Origin of the sequence: Paracoccus sp. P2 (assembly GCF_046335115.1) — a bacterium.
Taxonomy (GTDB): Bacteria; Pseudomonadota; Alphaproteobacteria; order Rhodobacterales; family Rhodobacteraceae; genus Paracoccus; species Paracoccus pantotrophus.
Genome location: NZ_JBGOSN010000064.1, coordinates 1 through 18,347 on the forward strand (window position 1 = coordinate 1; position 18,347 = coordinate 18,347).

Genomic DNA, 18,347 nt, shown 5'->3' on the forward strand with positions numbered 1-18,347 from the left:
CGTCAAAGTAGCTGTCGTGCAGGACAGCTCGGTTCCTTTCGATACGGTTGCGACGCTGAAGAAGACGTGTGACCTGATCGACAGGGCTGCCCAAGAAGGGGCCGAGCTTGTCGTGTTCCCCGAGGCATTCCTGGGCACGTATCCGAAGGGATTGACCTTTGATGCGCCGGTGGGCACGCGGCTTGACGCGGGGCGCGACGAGTTTCTGAGGTATTTCAACGGCGCCGTCGCACTGGATGGTCCCGAAATGCAGAGCATCGCCGAGACCGCGAAAGCGCGAAACATTTTTGTGGTCATGGGGCTGATCGAAGTCGTCGGATCGACACTCTATTGCACGGTTGCCTATGTCGACCCGGTCAAGGGCCTTGTCGGAAAACACCGCAAGCTGATGCCAACCGGATCAGAGCGTTTGATCTGGGGGTTCGGTGACGGGTCCACCCTTGAGGCGGTCCAAAGTGACCTTGGCATTGTCGGTTCGGTCATTTGCTGGGAAAACTACATGCCGCTGTTGCGCACGGCGATGTATTCGCAAGGGGTTGAAATCTATTGTGCGCCAACCGCGGACAATCGCGATACCTGGGTGCCAACGATGCAGCATGTGGCACTGGAGGGGCGCTGTTTTGTGCTAAGCGCCTGCCAGTACATCTGTCGTTCTGAATATGGCGAGGATTACCGCTCGGTTTTGGCGACGGACGACGGCGAGGCCATGATGAGGGGTGGCAGCGTGATCATTGATCCGCTGGGTAATATCCTTGCCGGTCCCGTCTTTGACGAACGCACAATCCTGCACGCCGAGATCACGCGCGATGCACTGGTTCGCAGCAAGCTGGATTTCGATGCGGTGGGCCATTACGCCCGCCCGGATGTTTTCTCGCTGCGGGTCGACCGCGAAGCGAAACGCGCGGTGACGTAATGATAACTATCAGCTGCCTGCAACTGGAACCTGTAATCGGGGATGTCGCCGCAAACCTTGGTATGATCGAGGACGCGGTCCGCACCGCTGCACAGCAAGGTGCGACGCTACTGGTGCTGCCCGAGCTGTGCAACAGCGGCTATGTCTTTGAAAGTCGAGCAGAAGCCACATCGCTGGCCGAGGTTATTCCCGGAGGGCGGACCAGCGCGCTGTTGACGGATCTGGCGGCCGAACTTGGCGTCTATGTTGTGTGCGGTATCTGCGAAATCGACGGCGATGATCTGTACAACAGCATCGCAATGGTCGGCCCCAAAGGGCACATCGGCACCTATCGCAAGCTGCACCTGTGGAACGAGGAAAACCTGTACTTCGAGCGGGGCAATCTCGGAGTGCCGGTATTTCATACACCGATTGGGCGCATCGCTTGTTGCATCTGTTATGATATCTGGTTCCCCGAAGTCTTCCGGCTTGCCGCGCTTCAGGGCGCCGACATCATGTGCGTTGCTACAAATTGGGTGCCAATCCCCGGCCAGGACAAAAACCGCGAGGCGATGGCAAACATCGTCGCAATGGGTCAGGCGCATATGAATTCGATTTTTGTGGCCTGCGCAAACCGCGTCGGCACAGAGCGCGGACAGCCCTTTATCGGCCAGAGCCTTATTGTGAATTACACCGGCTGGCCCATTGGCAAACCGGCCAGTGCCGACAACGCCGAGATCATCCATGCCGAGGTCGATCTGTCCGAGGCGCGGCGCAAGCGTAACTGGAATGCCTTTAATCAACCGCTGCGCGACCGGCGCACCGACCTCTATGGCGAAATGCTGGGAAGTGACGCCACTCCTGATTGGTATTGAAACTGTAACCCCGACCGAAAGGAAATGAAAATGATGAAGATGACTCGGAGAGCGACATTGTGCGGTGGTATCGCGGCGCTGGCCGCGCCGGCGTTGATCCGTCCGGCCTGGGCTGCTGACCCGATCAAGATCGGGGTTCTATCGCCTGTCACGGGGGCATGGACCGTCTACGGCAAGGCACATTATCAGGGTTTTGAACTGGCGCTCGACGAGATCAACGCCAACGGCGGCGTAGACGGCCGCCCGCTTGAGATGGTTCTGGCAGATTACAAGACCGATCAGCGCCTTGTGGTCGAGCAGGCCAACCGGCTGGTGCGGCAAGAACGGGTTGATCTGCTGGCCGGGACATTTTCGTCGGCAGACCGCAACGCCGCGGGCCCGCTGGTAGAGGCGGCGGACAAGATCCTGTTGTATCCCACGTGGTACGAAGGGCAGCTTCAGGAATATGCGCCCGGCGTTTGCAACCCTAACATCTTTATGTTCGGCCCCGAACCGACCCAACAGGTATGGCCCTATATGGAACGCATGGTATCGCAACACGGCAAGAAGTTCTTTATGATCGGGTCTGATTATGCCTGGCCACGGGTCACAAACCTGTTTGCCACCGAGCGACTGAATGAGCTGGGCGGCGAAGTGGTGGGAGAGGTTTACATCCCTTTCAACACCCCAAATTATGAATCCGTTCTGCGCCAGATCCGCGAAGCAAAGCCTGACGTAATCTTCCATACCTTGACCGGTTCGGACACGGTTAATTTCCGTCAGCAATTTGCGGCGGCTGGTATGAAGGATGACTATACGTTCTGGACGGTGGACGATGAAGAGGTCGTGACCTCGGGGCTGGGCCCGGAGGTGTCATCGGGTGGCTATGTCAGCTTTGACTATTTCATGACAATCGAGCACCCCAACAACAAGAAGTTCCTCAAAAATTATCAGGCCAAATACGGGGCTGACTCGTTGATGAACACAGTCGGGGTTGGCATGTATAACGCTGCGCACATGGCTGCCAAGGCGATCGCGGATGCAGGCAAGGTGGAAACGGCGGCGATCCGCGATGCTCTGAAAGGCATGGAGTTTGCCGACGCGCCCCAAGGTCCGATCAAAATGCGCGAGCTGGATAATCAGGTCATCACCTCGTCCTATCTGATGCAGGTGCGCGACGGCTGGACCGGTGTGAATGACATGTTCGAACAGATCGAGGGCAAGCTGGGCATCGAGCCGCAGGATGCGCGTTGCGATATTCTGCCGCTCTAAGCTGAAACAGCGTCCTTTTCCAGCCATTGACCGGAAAAGGACGCATCCCGCCATCCCTGATAATTAGAATGAGGTCAGAGTTCATGGGAACCATCTTTTCCATCGCGATCGATGCCACGCTCATCACAATGATCCTTGCCCTAGCCGCCTTCGGGCTGGCCATCATCTATGGGTTGATCGGCGTCATCAATATGTCCCATGGGGCGATGCTGACGCTGGGGGCCTATTTTACATGGTCCGGGGTCGGCATCGGAATTCCGTTTGTCCCGGCGGTTCTGCTGGCCGGGGTCGGCGTTGGCCTGATCGGCTTGCTGATCGAGCATCTGGTTCTGCGCCACTATTATGACCGCCCCTTTGACACGATCCTTCTGACATGGGGCTTTTTCATTGTTGCAACCGAGCTGGTCAAGATCATCTTCGGAGCCGAGTTTCGCAACATGGCCAGCCCGCTTCCGGGGGCCATCGACCTGGGCTTTTATCAGATCCCGGCCTATCGCACGGCGGTGGCGGTCTTTGCGGGGCTGGTCATTGGGGCCTCGGCCATAGTGTTTTACCGCACCTCTGTGGGCATCCGAATCCGGGCTCTTGTTCAGGATCGCGAGGTCGCGTCCCTGCTGGGGCTCAACATCGGCAAGACCTACAAGTTGGTCTTTGGCTTCGGGGCTTTCATGGCCGGGATCGCCGGTGGCCTGATCGCGCCGATGCTGGCGGTCGGCCCGTATATGGGCGACATCTATCTCGTGCGCTCGTTCTTCGTGGTCATTGTGGGCGGCGTCGGCAGCCTGCTCAGCGGTACCCTTGTCGGCAGTTTCATCATCGGCGGGTCCGAGACAATCACCGCAATCTTCGTGGATCAAAGCATCGCACAAGTCGCGGTATTCGTGCTGGCGATCCTTGTACTGCGGTTCCGCCCTCAAGGCATCTTCGGAGAAAAGTAATCCAATGACCAATGTTTCAGCCGACTCCACACCGCCTGTCGCAGCGCCCCGAATCCTGGGTGGCGACGAATGGATGGGTGTGCTTGTTCTGGCCGTGCTTGCGCTGATCCCGCTCTTCACCGAGGGTTATATCCTTTACATCCTGCCGCAATACATGACCTTTGGACTGCTGGCCGTGTCGCTGTCGCTTCTTTGGGGCGCGGCGGGCATTGTCAGCTTTGGTCAGGCGGCGTTTTTTGCCATAGGCGGATATGTCATTGGCCTGCTGATGAAGAACCCCTGGGTCGATTGGGTGAACATGGCCTACGTCGCGTTCATCATAGCGCCGCTTGCCGGGGCACTTCTGGCCGGATTGGTGGGAAAATTCCTGTTCGGGGCAGGGGTGGGGACGACCTATTTTGTCCTTGCCACGCTTGCGCTGTCGATCATCACCGAGCAATTGGCAAAAAGCTGGCCCGACATCACAGGCGGCTGGAATGGCCTGTATGTGGACCGGCTGGATTTGACTGGCCCCGGCTTCACCGTGAATATGTTTCCCGATGTGCCGATGTATTACTTCGTGCTGTGCATGGTCGCACTGGTTCTGGTGGCGACAATGCTGTTGATGCGGGGCCGGTTCGGAAAAATCATCGCAGGCGTGCGTGAAAACGAAGGCCGCATGTCGGCACTAGGTTTCGAGATTGCCACCTACAAGACACTGATCGTTGCCCTGTCCGGGGCAATCGCCGCCTATTCCGGCAGTCTCTATGCAACGCATTCCGGCTTTGTCTCGCCTTCGCTTGGCGGTGTTCTTTTCTCGACCGAGGTTCTGGTTTGGGTGGCGATTGGCGGACGCAGATCAATCGCCGGATCTTTTGTCGGGGGAATCGTCATCGCGTCTCTGGCTAATGTCCTTAGTGCGTTGACGCCCGAGTACTGGCAACTGATCATCGGTGTGATCTTTATCGCCGTCATCATGCTGTTTCACGAAGGCATTGCCGGGATCATCGAAATCCTCGCGCGCCGGATGAAACCTGCACAGCCGGAGGCAAAGCCATGACCACACTATTGCACGCACGGGGCTTGACCAAGCGGTTCAAGGGCCTTGTCGCCAACGAGGATGTCGATTTTGATCTGGAAGAAGGACAGGTCCAATGTCTGATCGGCCCGAACGGCGCAGGCAAGACCACATTCCTGTCAATGTTGTCGGGGCATCTGATTCCGACGGCGGGGACAATAACCTTCGCAGGTCAGGATGTTACCGGGCTTTCCGTAGCGGAACGCGCCCGCAGGGGCATCGCCCGCAAGTTTCAGACACCCACGGTGTTTGACGGGCTGTCCACGCAGGATAACATTGAGCTGGCTGTGCTGCGGCGCAGGTTGGATGCAGAGGTCGCACGGCAAGATATCGGCGATATTCTGCGAACGATCGGGTTGTGGGACCTTCGCGAGGCCCGCGCATCCGTCCTGTCCCACGGTCAACGGCAATGGTTGGAGATCGGGCTTTTGATCGGAATCGGAGCCAAGGTTATGCTGCTTGATGAACCGGCGGCAGGGATGACCAATCAGGAAACAATGGAAACCGGCAAGCTGATCAAGCGGTTGGCGCAAGAGCGGGGTTTGTCCATTGTGGTGATCGAACACGACATCGGATTTATCCGTGGTCTCGACGTGCCGACAACGGTTCTGCATCTGGGCCGTGTCATCATGCGCGGTAGTTTTGCCGAAGTGGCCGCCGACGAAACGGTGCGCGAAGTTTATCTAGGGACATCAACCCATGCTTGAGATGAAGAATGTTCACGCCGGATACGGGGATATCAAGGTCCTTCACGATATTGACCTGACCATCACCGATGGCGAGGTCCTGGGCGTGCTGGGACGCAACGGGATGGGCAAGACCACCCTGACCCGCGCGATCAGCGGTCAGATCGTGCCATCGGCCGGCAAGATCACATTCAATGACATCGACATCACCCGCGCCCCTGCCCATATGCGCGCCAGGGCCGGTTTGACCACAGTAGTGCAGGGGCGCGGCATGTTCCCCAAGCTGACAGTGCGCGAAAACCTTGAAATGGGGCGGCTTGCCTCGGGAAAGGTGAAACGTAACCGCACCGAGGAAGTGTTGGGATATTTTCCGCGTTTGGGCGAGCGGCTAAGCCAAAATGCCGGATCCATGAGCGGTGGCGAACAGCAGATGCTGGCCATCGGCAGAGGTTTGATGACCGACCCGTCACTGATCCTGCTGGACGAGCCGTCTGACGGTATCATGCCTACACTGGTGGCTGAAATTGCCGAAACATTGGCTGAAATCAACCGCCAGTCAGGTCTGAGCATTGTGATCGTTGAGCAGAACATGCCAATGGTTTTTTCGATGGCGACACGCTGTATCATCCTTGAAAAAGGCCGCATCGTCGCGGGTGGAACACCGGACGAGATTGAAAAGAGCGGTGCCATCGGCACTTACCTGACTTTGTAACACCCGCCGTCGGCACCCTTGTCGGTGACCGACCCAACGCACCACCTGGAGGAAACGATGGCTATCAACAGACCCACGCACCAGCAACTGGCCGATATCGTCGCGTCGCTTGGCATGAACATGGATGACGCAGAAATCGGGTTCTACCTTGAGAATATGCAAGGAGTCTTTGATCGCTACGACATCATTGATCAGATGCCCGACGATATCCCACAGGTGCGTTACCCGCGGACCCCGGGATATCGCCCGCAACCAAAAGACAATCCGAACAACGCCTGGTACTGGAAGTCCGAGATCAAGGGCGCCGAGAGCGGGAAGCTGGCCGGGAAGACCGTGGCGATCAAGGATAATGTGATGGTTGCCGGCGTGCCGATGATGAATGGTGCCGCGACGCTGGAAGGGTTTGTTCCTGATGTGGATGCAACGATTGTCACGCGCATTCTGGATGCCGGTGGCACCATATCGGGTAAATCCACCAGCGAGCATTTTTGCCTGTCCGGTGGCAGCCACACCAGTGACCCCGGCCCGGTTCACAACCCGCGCAAACACGGCTATTCGGCAGGCGGATCTTCATCCGGGTCCGCCGCGCTGCTGGTCACCGAAGAGGTCGATCTGGCCATCGGTGGCGATCAGGGGGGCTCGATCCGAATTCCTGCCGCTTATTGCGGTGTCTATGGCATGAAACCGACATTTGGACTGGTGCCCTATAGCGGCGTCATGCCCATTGAAATGACCATTGACCACACCGGCCCGATGAGCCGGAGCGTCGAGGATAATGCGCTGTTCCTTGAGGTTCTGGCAGGCCCGGACGGGCTGGACCCCAGACAGGACAACAGCCCGGCGCAAGAATATACTGCGGCGTTGGGCAGGGGCGTGAAAGGTCTTAGGATCGCTGTGGTCAAGGAAGGATTCGGGCATGAAAACTCGGAACCGGAGGTGGACGAAAAGGTCCGCGCCGCTGCCAAACATTTCGAGAGCCTTGGCGCGACGGTTACAGAAGTGTCGATCCCCATTCATACCCATGGCATCGCGATCTGGACCCCGATTATCCTTGAGGGTCTGCAATGGCAGATGATGCAGGGCAATGGGTATGGTATGAATTACAAAGGCCTCTATTCCACTACGCTGATAGATGCGCATGCAAACTGGCGTTATCGTGCAGATGATCTGTCGGACACGCTGAAACTGTCCATGTTTGCAGGGCAATACGGGATCGATGCCTATCGCGGGCGGTTCTATGCCAAGTGTCAGAACTTGTCCCGCGTCTTGCGCAAGGCCTATGATGATGTTCTGGCCGGGCACGATCTGCTGCTGATGCCAACGTTGCCAATGACGGCAACCAAGCTGCCCGCAGCAGGGGATCCACGTGAAGACGTTTTTGCCCGCGCTTGGGAGATGATGGGCAATACGGCACCGTTTAATGTAACGGGGCATCCGTCGATGGCAATACCATGCGGCTTGTCAAAGGATGCCTTGCCCATCAGCGTCATGCTTACCGGAAAGCATCTGGATGAAAGTGTGATCTACCAAGCGGCTCATGCCTTTGAGCAATCGCACGACTGGACAAAGATCTAGCGTAGGAAGCGCCTTTTTCGGGGCATGATGATGTGGCAAATCCTGTAAACGCGCGCCAAATGATGGTGCCACGTTGGCTGTGTCACCATCATTTGGCGATCCCGACCCAGGATTCGATCCGCGAGGTGTCAGCGCAGCGCCGGTTTCGTATGTGGGACGTTGACCTGAGCCCCGAGTTCTCTCCAGCTTTGCGTTGGTGTGATGCGCCCAAAGAATATGGCCCTGCCAAGACGCTCTACAATCGTTGAAAACGGTGGAGTGATATGGGGGTGTTTGCCCGGATCATGATGGGGCTTGCTGCTGAAGTACCGGACAACAAAACAATTTCAACCGACGCAACTTACTGTTTAGTCTTGTTCATTGGCCAAAGCGGCTCTCTTCAGGTCAGGCATCGACGACTATGCAAGGGGGGTTCTATTGCGCGCCTTCGAGCAGGAGCCACGTCTGCTTTCTGCCGTCGATCATATCGCGCAAAGGCGCGCGAGAAGCATAGGCCCGATGGCAACCAAATCTTGCAATTAGGGGCAAAAAACGCAGATGAACGCGACGTATCTCAGATTTAGGGGCAAGGGCCGCCCCACTTGTGGGTGCCCCGCAGAGATGGATCTCGGCAGCGCGCCCGGTTAGCAGGACCAGTTGGCGCGCTTACACTATCCTGACCCTAACTGGATGTGGAATGTCAAAAATACCATTCAGACGCCGCGAACCAAATCTAAAAGTTCACGATGCAACTCAGACGTTGCGGCCGAGATGACCCGGCCATCGGATTCCAGTGTCAGAGCTTGCCCATCCCAATCGGTGATGACACCCCCTGCTGCCTCAACGATCGCTGACACGGGCAAATAATCGTAGGGCTGTAGGTCGTAATCGACCACGGCATCCACATGACCCATCGCCAATAGCGCATGTGGATAACAGTCATAGCCCATGCGCCGTGTCTGTCCGGAATTCATCAGGCGATCAAAGAGCGCGGGTTCGTCACGATAGATCTTGTCGCCTTCGTTGACAAAGAACACAGCCTCTCTCAACCGGGTTACGTCACTGGTCAAAATTGGCGCGCCATTCATGGTCGCCCCCTGTCCCGGAATGCCAACCAGAGTTTCACCCAGAGCAGGCATACCAATCACACCAAGTGTCGGCACGCCATTTTTCAAATAACCCAGCAAGAAGCCGAACAGGGGATGCCCAGACAAAAAAGAACGCGTACCGTCGATCGGATCAACAATCCAAACCCGGTCGCGGTTTTCGCCTTCAAATCCGTGTTCTTCTCCAAAGATACTATCTTGGGGAAAGTGCTCGGCCAGATAGTCACGCACGACTGTCTCGACGCGCTTATCGGCTTGCGTTACCGGGCTTTCGTCTGCTTTGAACTCGATCCCAAGTCGCCCGCGGAAAAAGTTCAATGCCTCTTTGGCTGCGATATCAGCGAGAGTTGCGACGTGATCTGTTTCACTACATGCCATATACATTGTGTCCGCGCCCAGATTGGATCAGGCCATTGCCCCCACCATGCACGCTAGCCTGACCAGGCTGTTTGGCATCGGCGTGGGGGAAGGATGCGCTGCGCAATGCTCTTGCAGAGACGCCGTATCGCTTGCGGAACGCACGGGCAAAGCGTGAAAGAGATGAGAAACCGCAGGCGATCGCGATTTCTGTCATGGACATGTTCGTATCCTCAATCAAGATCTTTGCCTGTTCAAGCTGACGCGCACGGTAAAACTTCAGTGGCGATGTCGATAGGTGAAGCGCGAAAAGACGTTCTACTTGGCGCGTCGACAACCCGACAGCACCCGCCAAGGACGCGACAGGTACAGGATCTTCAAGGTTTTGAAGCATCATGCCGATGATGTCTTGAAGCCTTTTGGGTGCGCATTTGTATGTATCCGCGACAGTACAAGTTTGAGCCCGGTTGGCACTGCGCGCGGAAGACACGAGCAAAAAATTGCGAATTCGCGCCGAAACATTGGCCGAGACGCGCGAACTGACCCAATCCAGAGCGAAATCCATCGCCCCCAATTCGCCGGAACAGCAGGTGATGTTGGAATCCTCGACAAAAATCGCATTGCTGAACTCAACCTGAGTTGCCATTTCGTTATTGGCGGGGAGACGTGTCCAGTGGTCGGTGCCCCGCGAAATATGACCTGACATTGCGACCGCGCGCACAGCAGACCCCATGACGCAGACCGGAACGGATGCTCTGCGGCAATGCCGGACCACGCTCATTGTGACCCGCTGATCGCTTTGACCCATTTCAGGCCCAGAGCAGACAATAAAAAGTTCGGCCTGAACAATGCCCATGCCATTGATTTCATGCTAAAACATGGCGGTTTTTCTCGCCATTGGCTGCAGGGTTTCCTATGATTCTGCTTGAAACCCTGCAATTTCGGTTTTTGCCATGAAGCACCGTCCGCGCCCCACGGAACAGGATGACCTGCTGCGTCCCAGGCTGGTTGACATGATCGACCCGCGCCACGAGATGGTGAAGCTTTCCGCGCTGATCGACTGGGAGGTGTTCGAGCGGGAGTGGTCCGGGTTCTTTCCGTCGGGCAAGGGTCGACCGGCGACGGAGCCGCGGCTGGTGGCGGGGCTGCTGTATCTGCAGCACGCCTACCGGCTGTCGGATGAGGCAGTGGTCGCCCGTTGGGTCGAGAACCCGTATTATCAGCATTTCACCGGGGAGACGTTCTTTCAGCACCGTCCGCCGATCGACCCCTCGTCGCTGACCCGCTGGCGGGGGCGGATCGGAGAAGAAGGGGTGGAATGGCTGCTGACCCAGACCATCCGGGCGGGGCAGGACTCCGGCACCATCAACGCGGACAGCGCCAGGCGCGTGGCGGTCGACACGACCGTCATGGAGAAGAACATAGCGCATCCGACGGATGCCCGGCTTTATGAGCGGGCGCGGGAACAACTGGTCGCCCTGGCGCAGGAAGCCGGGGTAGAACTACGGCAATCCTATGCCCGCCTGGCGCCGCGGCTGGCGCTGCAGGTGGGCCGCTACGCCCATGCAAAGCAGTTCAAGCGCATGCGCAAGGCATTGAAAAGACTGAAGGGCTACACCGGCCGCGTCATGCGTGATCTGCGCCGCCACCTGCAGGTCGTCCCCGAGGGCGGTCTGCGGGACCGGATCATCGCGAAGCTCGCCCTGGTCTCGCAACTGCTGCACCAGCAGCCCAAGGGGGCCGACAAGATCTACGCCCTGCACGAACCCGAGGTCGATTGCATCTCGAAAGGCAAGGCGCGGGTCCGTTACGAGTTTGGCTGCAAGGTCAGCGTGGCGACCACGCTGGACGAGGGCTTCGTGGTCGGCATGCGCAGCTTTCCGGGCAACCCTTATGACGGCCACACCCTCCGCCCGGCGCTGGAACAGGTGGAAGTCCTGACCGACCAGCGACCCGAACTCGCCGTCGTCGACCGCGGCTATCGCGGCCATGGCGAGGCCAGGACCCGCGTCCTGATCAGCGGCACAAGGCGCGGCCTGACGCCAAAGCTGATCGCCGACCTCCGTCGCCGCAGCGCCATCGAGGCCGAAATCGGTCACATGAAAACCGATGGCCGTCTCGCGCGCTGCCCGCTCAAAGGCACCGTCGGGGATGCCCTCTTTGCCGTGCTCTGCGCCTGCGGACACAATATCCGCAAGATCCTGGCCCACCTCAGGGCTTGGCTTGCCTGGATTATCGCCCTGCTATCGACCGCCAATACCGATCCAAACCACCGCTATCTGACTGCAAATGCAGCGTGAAAGCTTTGTTCAGGATGAACTAAAAAGATCGGGGCCGGTCCCAGATCCTCGTGCGCATTGGCTGATCTCCAGCGCAGCATCCGGTAGAACTCGGCCCCCTGAGCGTGTGAAGACCTCGTCGCCGTCCGCGGAGAGAATTCGAACCTGCACTTCAGAACGAGGGTTCATCAGTTTGACCGCGTCGAAAACATCAGTCATCGATGCAAAGCTCAACAAAGAAAAACCATGGGTGAGAAGAATATGTACTTGAAAGCGGGCCTCAGCCGAAACCTTGGCTTCGGCACCCAATCCGGTGGGGTTCTCAGAGAAAAAATAATGTTTGCTCATCTCGTAGCTCCTTGTGCCTACTGAACCCACATTTCCCAAGTAAGGCGCTGATTTCGCTGTCCTGACCATTATATTTCCTATATAAAACATGGTGTTGAAGGCTGCGAGGGGCGCGTTTCATGGATCACCCAGAGGGTGCGGGCTTGCAACGGGCAGATCGGGTGGATTTCGACCCTCGCGTGCGGCTGGAATTTCGCGGCACGCAGCTCAGTTCCGACGGCGGCCTTCTGGTGATGCGCGAGCTTGATGACGCGCTCGGGTTGTCCGATTGGGGTAGATTCCGGTAGGGGGCAGGATCGTATCACAAGGCCTTGACACCCCCTTCTTTCCTCCATTTTGAACACTGTGGTCGCCTTCGTTGCGGCGATGAGCGTGGTGCGTTCGTTTGGTGGCTGTGACGGCGGCAAGAAATAGGGCTGATTACTTCACAGGCTGGCCCTGGTTTGCCGCCGCCACCTGTATTCGCCAGTGAGCAGGATGTGGGCCCACCCGAGCGGCGAGATATGCGCGAGCAGATCGGGCGCACAGTTCAGACTGGCCCGCTGCCGTGCGGCCACGGCCTGACCGAGATGCTTGGTGTTCCAGTAGATGATGATTGCCGCGAGCAGGTTGAGGCCCGCCATGCGGTAGTGCTGGCCCTCGGCGGTGCGATCCCTGATTTCACCTTGGCGCCCGATGCGCAGGGCGTTTTTCAAGGCGTGGTGTGCCTCGCCCTTGTTCAACCCGACCTGAGCCCGGCGCTGCATGTCGGCGTCGAGTAACCACTCGATGATGAACAGCGTGCGCTCGATGCGGCCGATTTCTCGGAGCGCCACGGCCAGTTCATGCTGGCGGGGATAGGCGGCGAACTTCTTGAGCAACTGACTGGGAGCCATGACGCCCGTCGCCATGGTGGCCACGGCACGCAGTACGCCCGGCCAGTTCTGGACGATGATGCCTTCGCGGATCTTGCCACCGATCAAGCCGCGTAACTCGTTCGGCGCGGTGGCGGGATCGAAGAGATAGAGCCGCGTTGATGGCAGATCCCGGATACGTGGGATGAACCGGTAGGACAGCAGCGCAGTCACGGCAAAGACCTGGTCTGTAAAGCCACCGGTGTCGGCATATTGCTCTGTGATCTTCCGCCCGGCCTCGTTCATTAGCAGGCCATCGAGGATGTAGGGCGCTTCGCTCACGGTGGCCGGAATGTTCTGGGTGGCAAAGGGGCCGAACTGGTCAGAGATATGGGTATAGGCCTTGAGGCCCGGCTCCGAGCCGTATTTCGCGTTGATGAGGTTCATGGCTTCGCCCTGCCGGGCGGCGGGGAAGAATTGCCCGTCACTGGACGCAGTGACGCCCCCGCCCCAGAACTGGGCCATGGGCAGCCGGGCCTGTGCTTCAATCACCATGGCGAGGGCCTGATTGATGGCATCGCTTTCCATATGCCATCGCGACAGGCGGGAGAGTTGGAAGTAGTCATGTGTGCTGGTCGCTTCGGCCATCTTGGTGAGCCCGAGGTTCAGGCCTTCAGACAACAGCACGGTCAACATCCCGATCTGGTCCTTGCAGGGCGCGCCGGTCTGCAGATGCGTGAAGGCTTCCGTGAAGCCGATATCCGCATCGACCTCCTGCAACAGTTCGGTGATCCGTATGGCGGGCAACCGGTCGTAGAGATCGAGCACCAGTTCGTCCGCCTCTTGCGGCACCGCCGCGCTCAGGCGGTCAGTTTTCAAGACACCATTCTCGATCGACCCGCCCGGAATGGCCCCTGCGCGGGCCGCCTTGGCCAGTCGCGCCAGCCCGTCGGTCATGCGCGACTTGCGATCGGCAAGCCAGATTTCCGGATCGAACGGCACCGTCAGCCTTGGCGCGCCCTCTACCGCCTCCGCAGGAACCAGGGCCTGCTTCAGATCAGCGTAGCGCCGGGAATGGGGGAGCCAGATGTCACCCGACCGGAACGCCTCCCGCACATGAAACAACACCGCAACCTCCCAGAGCCGATGGCCGTCACCGTCCTCAGCGTGCAGATGGCGGTGCCATTTCGAGCCACGCCGCAGAAAGCCAACTGGGCGGGTTTCGGGCTTTTCATCGTCAGCGATCAGCGCAGTCGCCTGCAGCAAGGGAGCTGCGACACCCGCCGCCTCGATATCGAGAACGCGCAGCATGCGCGGGGCATAGCGCCGGAACCGATGATAACCTTGGCCAACATGGGTTATTGGGTCTGCGGCCATCGTGGTCGTCAACTCGGCGGCGGTGGCGACCAGCCCTTCGAGCCGATCCCACCCGCAAGCCAGCTCTGTCGCCTGGTCCAGGGAAGCCCCATCGCTTCTGGCGTCCAGTAGGGCCGACCCGAGAGATTTGAAGGCGCGCAGGGTGTCCTGCACCGCCACCTTTGCGTCGGCGATTTTGGCGTCGCACAGCCTCTTCGCGCCCTGCCAGGTCTTGCCGACGATGCGGTCATGGGTCTCGACCACCGCGTCGGAAATCGCGGCACACCACTCGATGGCGCAAACTGTGAAGGTTGCACCTATGGCAGATCGCCGGCCCCAATTGCGCAGTTCGCCACGCTCACATGGCGGTTCTGAACTACAGTCTTATGCAGCCGGAAAACGACAAAAAACCGCAGGAAACAAGACTTCGCCTGAACAAGCGCGGCATAAACCGGAGCGCGGCATTATGGGTCAGCTCATGCGCCAAGGTGCCGTAATACCCCGCGGCCCTGTGAAACGTGCCAATCGGCGGCATATGAATCCGGTCGGTCTTGATGTTGTAATAGGCGCGCGGCTCCTCGGTCACGTCGATCTGTGCGCCAGTCGCGGCAAAGAACGCCTCAAGTTCGGGGTCGGCCACGGTGCCAAGATCGCGCGGCGGGTCGGGCAGAATGTAGAATTCAGCGGGCAAGCCCTCGATCTGGTCGGCGTTGAACACGCGGTAGGCTCTGGCATAGGGAATCTGGCGCTCTTCGCCGTTCTCGTCCTCGCGCTCGACGGTGCCGTATTTCACCACGGTTGCAGATTTCTCGCCCTTGCGGACATGGCCCCCAAGCTGCTTAGCCTGATTGAACGTCATCCAGCGGGCTGAGCTATAATCCTTCGCCATCGCTGTCGCCCAGAGCATCAGGATGTTGATGCCCCGATAAGCTTCGCCGTTGAACCGTTCCGGCAAGCTGACCCCTGCCCCTCCGCCAGTCCACGGCTTGCGCCAGGGCGGCGTTCCCGCCTCGATCTGCGTGATGATCTGGTTGGTGACATGGGTGTAAACGTCAAACTTCTCTGCGGTCATTTGTGACCCTCCTTCGCGTGACGCGGGCCGGGTCTGTTCCCCTTTCCGCCGATGGGCGGGCCTTCCTTCTCTGTTGTTTGGAATGCCCATGCATTCCGAACGGCAGAGCAGGTAAGGGCAAAGCCCGTCCTGCGGCCTGGCGGGGCCGTGACAACCGGGTGGAGGGCGTGAATTTGGGAGGGAACCGCGCGCCCGCGCGTGGGAGGAACCGGAATTCTCGACCGGAACCGCCGCCCTAGGGCGGCGCTTGCCGGTTTTCTCGGACCTGCCGGGATGGCAGGCGGATCACCAGGATTTGAAAACTGTCAGGGGTGGGGTGAGCGGGCGTCAGCCCGTCGATCCCCTGCCCTGCCTATCGTTCCCAGCGTGTCTCGGTAGCGAGATACTCCCATATGACAGTCTTGACTGTCACTGCGTCGGACCAATCAATAGAATATCGGTAACGCCCGGCTTCGACAGAAATCCAACCACCAACCATGGCTTCTTCGTCAAACAGACGGACGGTCATACGACTGCCAACCTCTGGCCAGACGGCAAGGTTCGCGCCGGTCTTAACAGCCTCGAAGGCGTCACGTTGATCAGGACTCAGGTTCTCCAAGGGAATGAATGTGGCATGATCAGGTGCCTCAAGCAGCGGTTCGCCGATCTCGTGATAAGCGTGACCGCGCGCGTTTTTGACGACGACCCGTCGTATCTTTTCGATGTCAGGATAGAGAGTAAACGGCTTCAGGTCCTCGAACAGCAGAAGCTGTCCGTCAGGTGTTCTCTTGAGAGAACGGACGACATGACGATTGCTCCGTAAGACGGTTGCGGCTTCGGGATGCTTCTTCGGATCAGGATAAAGGCTGCCAGCCATGACCGCATGAAGCACACAGAGAAGGTAGTTCTCGTCGGGTGAGAAACTGGAATTGCATCGGCGACAGACGACAACCTGTGGCAAGTAATCCAATTCATCACCCACGCCGCGATCATAGTCGGCACCCCGCTTCCTAAGCGTCTTCGTCAGAAGCGATTTTGTCGGAACATGGTCGAGATTGCTCTCAATGTTGGCAATCTCAGTTCCACAATGGATGCACCAAGCCTTCAGCCGATCATCGGTGAAGTCTTCAATTTCTCGCATCCAGAAAATCCTTCTCCAGTGGTGCACACCTGGCCAGACTCATGACGCCTGAGCATCACGATCCGGCATGTCGTCAAACAGGATCACGCGCCCGTCGCCATCGTCCGGATCGTTGACCAAGACAAACGGCACATCGGACCCGTCCTTCTCATAGAGACAGCGGTATTTCATCTGGCCGTCGAGTGGATCGCGCACCTGGTCGTAGCGGTAACTGTGCGGGATGCCCTTCTCGATCCAGCCTTCAACACCTGCGGGCGTCACAAGCGATAGCGGCTTTCCGTCCAGCAAGATTGTCTTGCCCACGTTGAATACTTCATACATCCGATCAGTCTCCTCTGTTGTGTCATCGGCTTCCGTCACAGGCTGTGACCTTCACCACGATCCCTGTCCCGCGTGTTTTCGTTCTCGTCGTCACCGCGCTCCTGATCGCGCTCGTCCTCGATCTCCAGCTTCTCGCGCGGCTTGTTCAGCACGTCCTTCAGCCGTTCGTTGACGGGCGGCTTGCGCGGCTCGCGTGCTGCGTCCTCGCCCATGTCATACTCGCTGTGACCATCAAGCTTGTGAACCGTCGCCTGGCCATCCCGCCCGGCGTCCTTCTCCATGATCTCTTTCAGCCGCTCCCGCGCATAATTGCGGCCTTCTGGTTTCGGCGTGTCGTCCTGGTCCCGTGACCGGCCCACGACGCGCGCCAGCCGCTCCCGGAAATCCTCCGGGTTGCGGTCGCGGTCTTTCGCCGTCGCGGCCCTGAGTGCTGCCAGACCGGCAGAAACACGGCCCTGCCCGGCCTCGCGCTCGATGCCGTAGGTCTCGCGTGCGATATCCAGCCGCTCACGCATTTCGCGGAAAGCGGCGCGCGCCTGGCGAGCGGCATGGACCACGGCCCCGCGCTCGGTAACAGGGACGTATTCCCGGCCCTGACGCTCGGCAATCACCTTGGCCCGCCGCTCCATGGAATTAGCCGCTGGCCCCAGCTTCAGCTCGGGGTCGCGGTCCAGTTCCTCGGCGGACAGCTTGTCGCCTCGATCCAGCGCCGTCTCGCGCTGCTTCTCAAGCGACCGGTGATCGACGCGCTCGACCTCCCCTACACGCTCCAGCGCACGGTTCTGCAACTCGGCCCAGAGGCCGCGCATCTGCTCGATCTCGACGCCGCCGGTCTTGGCGGAATCAAGCACGCGCGTCTTCGCAGTGAAGCCCCCTGCTTCCAGCTTGCGGGTCGAGGTCAGCACATGGGCATGATGGTTGCGCTGATCACCTTCGCGGTGGGGCGCATGGATCGCCACATCGACGGCCACGCCGTAGCGGCTGACCAGCTCCTGGGCGAAGTCGCGGGTGATCTGCGACCGGGCCTCGGCGCTGATCTCGGAGGGCAGGGCCAGCTCCCATTCGCGGGCGGTGACGGAGTTGCGGCGAGTCTCGCTGGCCTCGGCCTCGTTCCAGAGGCGAGACCGGTCCGAGGCCCAGTCCGGAGCGTCCTTCGGGGTCAGTATGAAGGTCTCCTCGATGCCCTGCTTGCGGGTGTAATCGTGGACACGGCCTTCACGCTGGCACTCGATGCGCTCCCCGACACGGTAGGCTGCCGCCGCCGTGGCGGAGCGCCCGGCGCTGCGTTTGATAGTCTTCACGGAGAGGTGGTAGCTGGCCATGCGCCCTCCCCTCGCCTGTGATGCAAACGCGCCCACGCGCCGGAGCTGATCCGTGCCGATGCCCTGACATTGGCAATCGGATCAGCCGTCTTTTCTCCGCAAGAGTGCGCCCGGAACCGGCGCGGTCTGAGGGGAAAAGACAGCCCGCCCGAGGCGAGCCTCTGGCTCACTAAGGCGCGGGCTTGCCAGTGATCTGCCCCCAGATCCCCAGCCTCATGGGGGGCGGGATATGGGGACAGATCACTGGCGGTTTGCCGGGGGCAAACCC

At 59.2% G+C, this 18,347-nt stretch carries 16 protein-coding genes and 3 pseudogenes; 11 read left to right on the plus strand and 8 right to left on the minus strand.

Features of this window, described 5'->3' with window-relative positions; translation table 11 throughout:
* The 9 genes and pseudogenes from ACDP63_RS22195 to ACDP63_RS22235 form a co-directional block, all read left to right on the plus strand.
* A partial coding sequence (locus ACDP63_RS22195; protein WP_409928655.1) for a carbon-nitrogen hydrolase family protein occupies nt 1-913 on the plus strand: 913 nt, incomplete at its 5' end.
* Nucleotides 913-1,767: a nitrilase family protein gene (locus ACDP63_RS22200; RefSeq protein WP_409928656.1), complete on the plus strand. Its 855-nt coding sequence runs from the start codon at nt 913-915 to the stop codon at nt 1,765-1,767. The genes ACDP63_RS22195 and ACDP63_RS22200, both read left to right, overlap by 1 nt.
* 30 nt (nt 1,768-1,797) lie before the next feature.
* Nucleotides 1,798-3,018, plus strand: coding sequence for a substrate-binding protein (locus ACDP63_RS22205; protein WP_409928657.1), 1,221 nt, complete (start codon nt 1,798-1,800; stop codon nt 3,016-3,018).
* A gap of 83 nt (nt 3,019-3,101) precedes the next feature.
* Complete coding sequence (locus ACDP63_RS22210; RefSeq protein WP_409928658.1) at nt 3,102-3,956, plus strand: branched-chain amino acid ABC transporter permease; 855 nt, start codon at nt 3,102-3,104, stop codon at nt 3,954-3,956.
* Nucleotides 3,957-3,960: 4 nt separating this feature from the next.
* Nucleotides 3,961-4,995: a branched-chain amino acid ABC transporter permease gene (locus ACDP63_RS22215; protein ID WP_409928659.1), complete on the plus strand. Its 1,035-nt coding sequence runs from the start codon at nt 3,961-3,963 to the stop codon at nt 4,993-4,995.
* Nucleotides 4,992-5,720 (plus strand): ATP-binding cassette domain-containing protein, encoded by a 729-nt coding sequence (locus ACDP63_RS22220; RefSeq protein ID WP_409928660.1) that lies wholly within the window; start codon nt 4,992-4,994, stop codon nt 5,718-5,720. The genes ACDP63_RS22215 and ACDP63_RS22220 overlap by 4 nt, the downstream gene beginning before the upstream one ends.
* Entirely contained in the window at nt 5,713-6,411 is a 699-nt protein-coding gene (locus tag ACDP63_RS22225) for an ABC transporter ATP-binding protein (RefSeq protein WP_409928661.1), read from the plus strand. Before ACDP63_RS22220 ends, ACDP63_RS22225 begins: the two co-directional genes overlap by 8 nt.
* A gap of 57 nt (nt 6,412-6,468) precedes the next feature.
* Nucleotides 6,469-7,986 carry an amidase gene (locus tag ACDP63_RS22230; protein WP_409928662.1) on the plus strand — a complete coding sequence of 506 codons (1,518 nt, stop codon included), beginning with the start codon at nt 6,469-6,471 and terminating at the stop codon, nt 7,984-7,986.
* A gap of 188 nt (nt 7,987-8,174) precedes the next feature.
* Nucleotides 8,175-8,330, plus strand: a pseudogene (locus ACDP63_RS22235) (transposase); the annotation flags it as partial.
* Nucleotides 8,331-8,678: 348 nt separating this feature from the next.
* Here ACDP63_RS22235 and ACDP63_RS22240 read toward each other — a convergent pair.
* Together ACDP63_RS22240 and ACDP63_RS22245 are read right to left on the minus strand one after the other, a co-directional pair.
* A complete protein-coding gene (locus ACDP63_RS22240; protein WP_409928663.1) occupies nt 8,679-9,449 on the minus strand; it encodes an inositol monophosphatase family protein in 771 nt (256 codons plus the stop codon).
* Complete coding sequence (locus ACDP63_RS22245) at nt 9,439-10,284, minus strand: GlxA family transcriptional regulator (protein ID WP_409928664.1); 846 nt, start codon at nt 10,282-10,284, stop codon at nt 9,439-9,441. The genes ACDP63_RS22240 and ACDP63_RS22245 overlap by 11 nt, the downstream gene beginning before the upstream one ends.
* A gap of 97 nt (nt 10,285-10,381) precedes the next feature.
* Here ACDP63_RS22245 and ACDP63_RS22250 point away from each other — a divergent pair, with 97 nt between their 5' ends.
* The gene (locus ACDP63_RS22250) at nt 10,382-11,728 is read left to right on the plus strand and encodes an IS5 family transposase (RefSeq protein WP_409928665.1); all 1,347 of its coding nucleotides are present in this window, start codon (nt 10,382-10,384) and stop codon (nt 11,726-11,728) included.
* A 9-nt stretch (nt 11,729-11,737) separates the two neighbouring features.
* On the opposite strand, the gene ACDP63_RS22255 is transcribed toward ACDP63_RS22250, so the two are convergent.
* A complete protein-coding gene (locus ACDP63_RS22255; RefSeq protein ID WP_409928666.1) occupies nt 11,738-12,055 on the minus strand; it encodes a hypothetical protein in 318 nt (105 codons plus the stop codon).
* Nucleotides 12,056-12,174: 119 nt separating this feature from the next.
* Here ACDP63_RS22255 and ACDP63_RS22260 point away from each other — a divergent pair.
* Nucleotides 12,175-12,324: pseudogene (locus ACDP63_RS22260) on the plus strand (IS1380 family transposase); the annotation flags it as partial.
* A 156-nt stretch (nt 12,325-12,480) separates the two neighbouring features.
* Here ACDP63_RS22260 and ACDP63_RS22265 read toward each other — a convergent pair.
* The 5 genes and pseudogenes from ACDP63_RS22265 to mobQ all read right to left on the minus strand — a co-directional run.
* A pseudogene (locus ACDP63_RS22265) lies at nt 12,481-14,613 on the minus strand (Tn3 family transposase); the annotation flags it as partial.
* Nucleotides 14,614-14,620: 7 nt separating this feature from the next.
* Complete coding sequence (locus ACDP63_RS22270; protein ID WP_409928667.1) at nt 14,621-15,316, minus strand: ArdC family protein; 696 nt, start codon at nt 15,314-15,316, stop codon at nt 14,621-14,623.
* Between the two features lie 352 nt (nt 15,317-15,668).
* Entirely contained in the window at nt 15,669-16,436 is a 768-nt protein-coding gene (locus ACDP63_RS22275; RefSeq protein WP_409928668.1) for a hypothetical protein, read from the minus strand.
* A 39-nt stretch (nt 16,437-16,475) separates the two neighbouring features.
* Entirely contained in the window at nt 16,476-16,757 is a 282-nt protein-coding gene (locus tag ACDP63_RS22280; RefSeq protein ID WP_409928669.1) for a hypothetical protein, read from the minus strand.
* A gap of 35 nt (nt 16,758-16,792) precedes the next feature.
* Entirely contained in the window at nt 16,793-18,079 is a 1,287-nt protein-coding gene (gene mobQ, locus ACDP63_RS22285; RefSeq protein WP_409928670.1) for a MobQ family relaxase, read from the minus strand.
* Between the last annotated feature and the right edge of the window lie 268 nt (nt 18,080-18,347).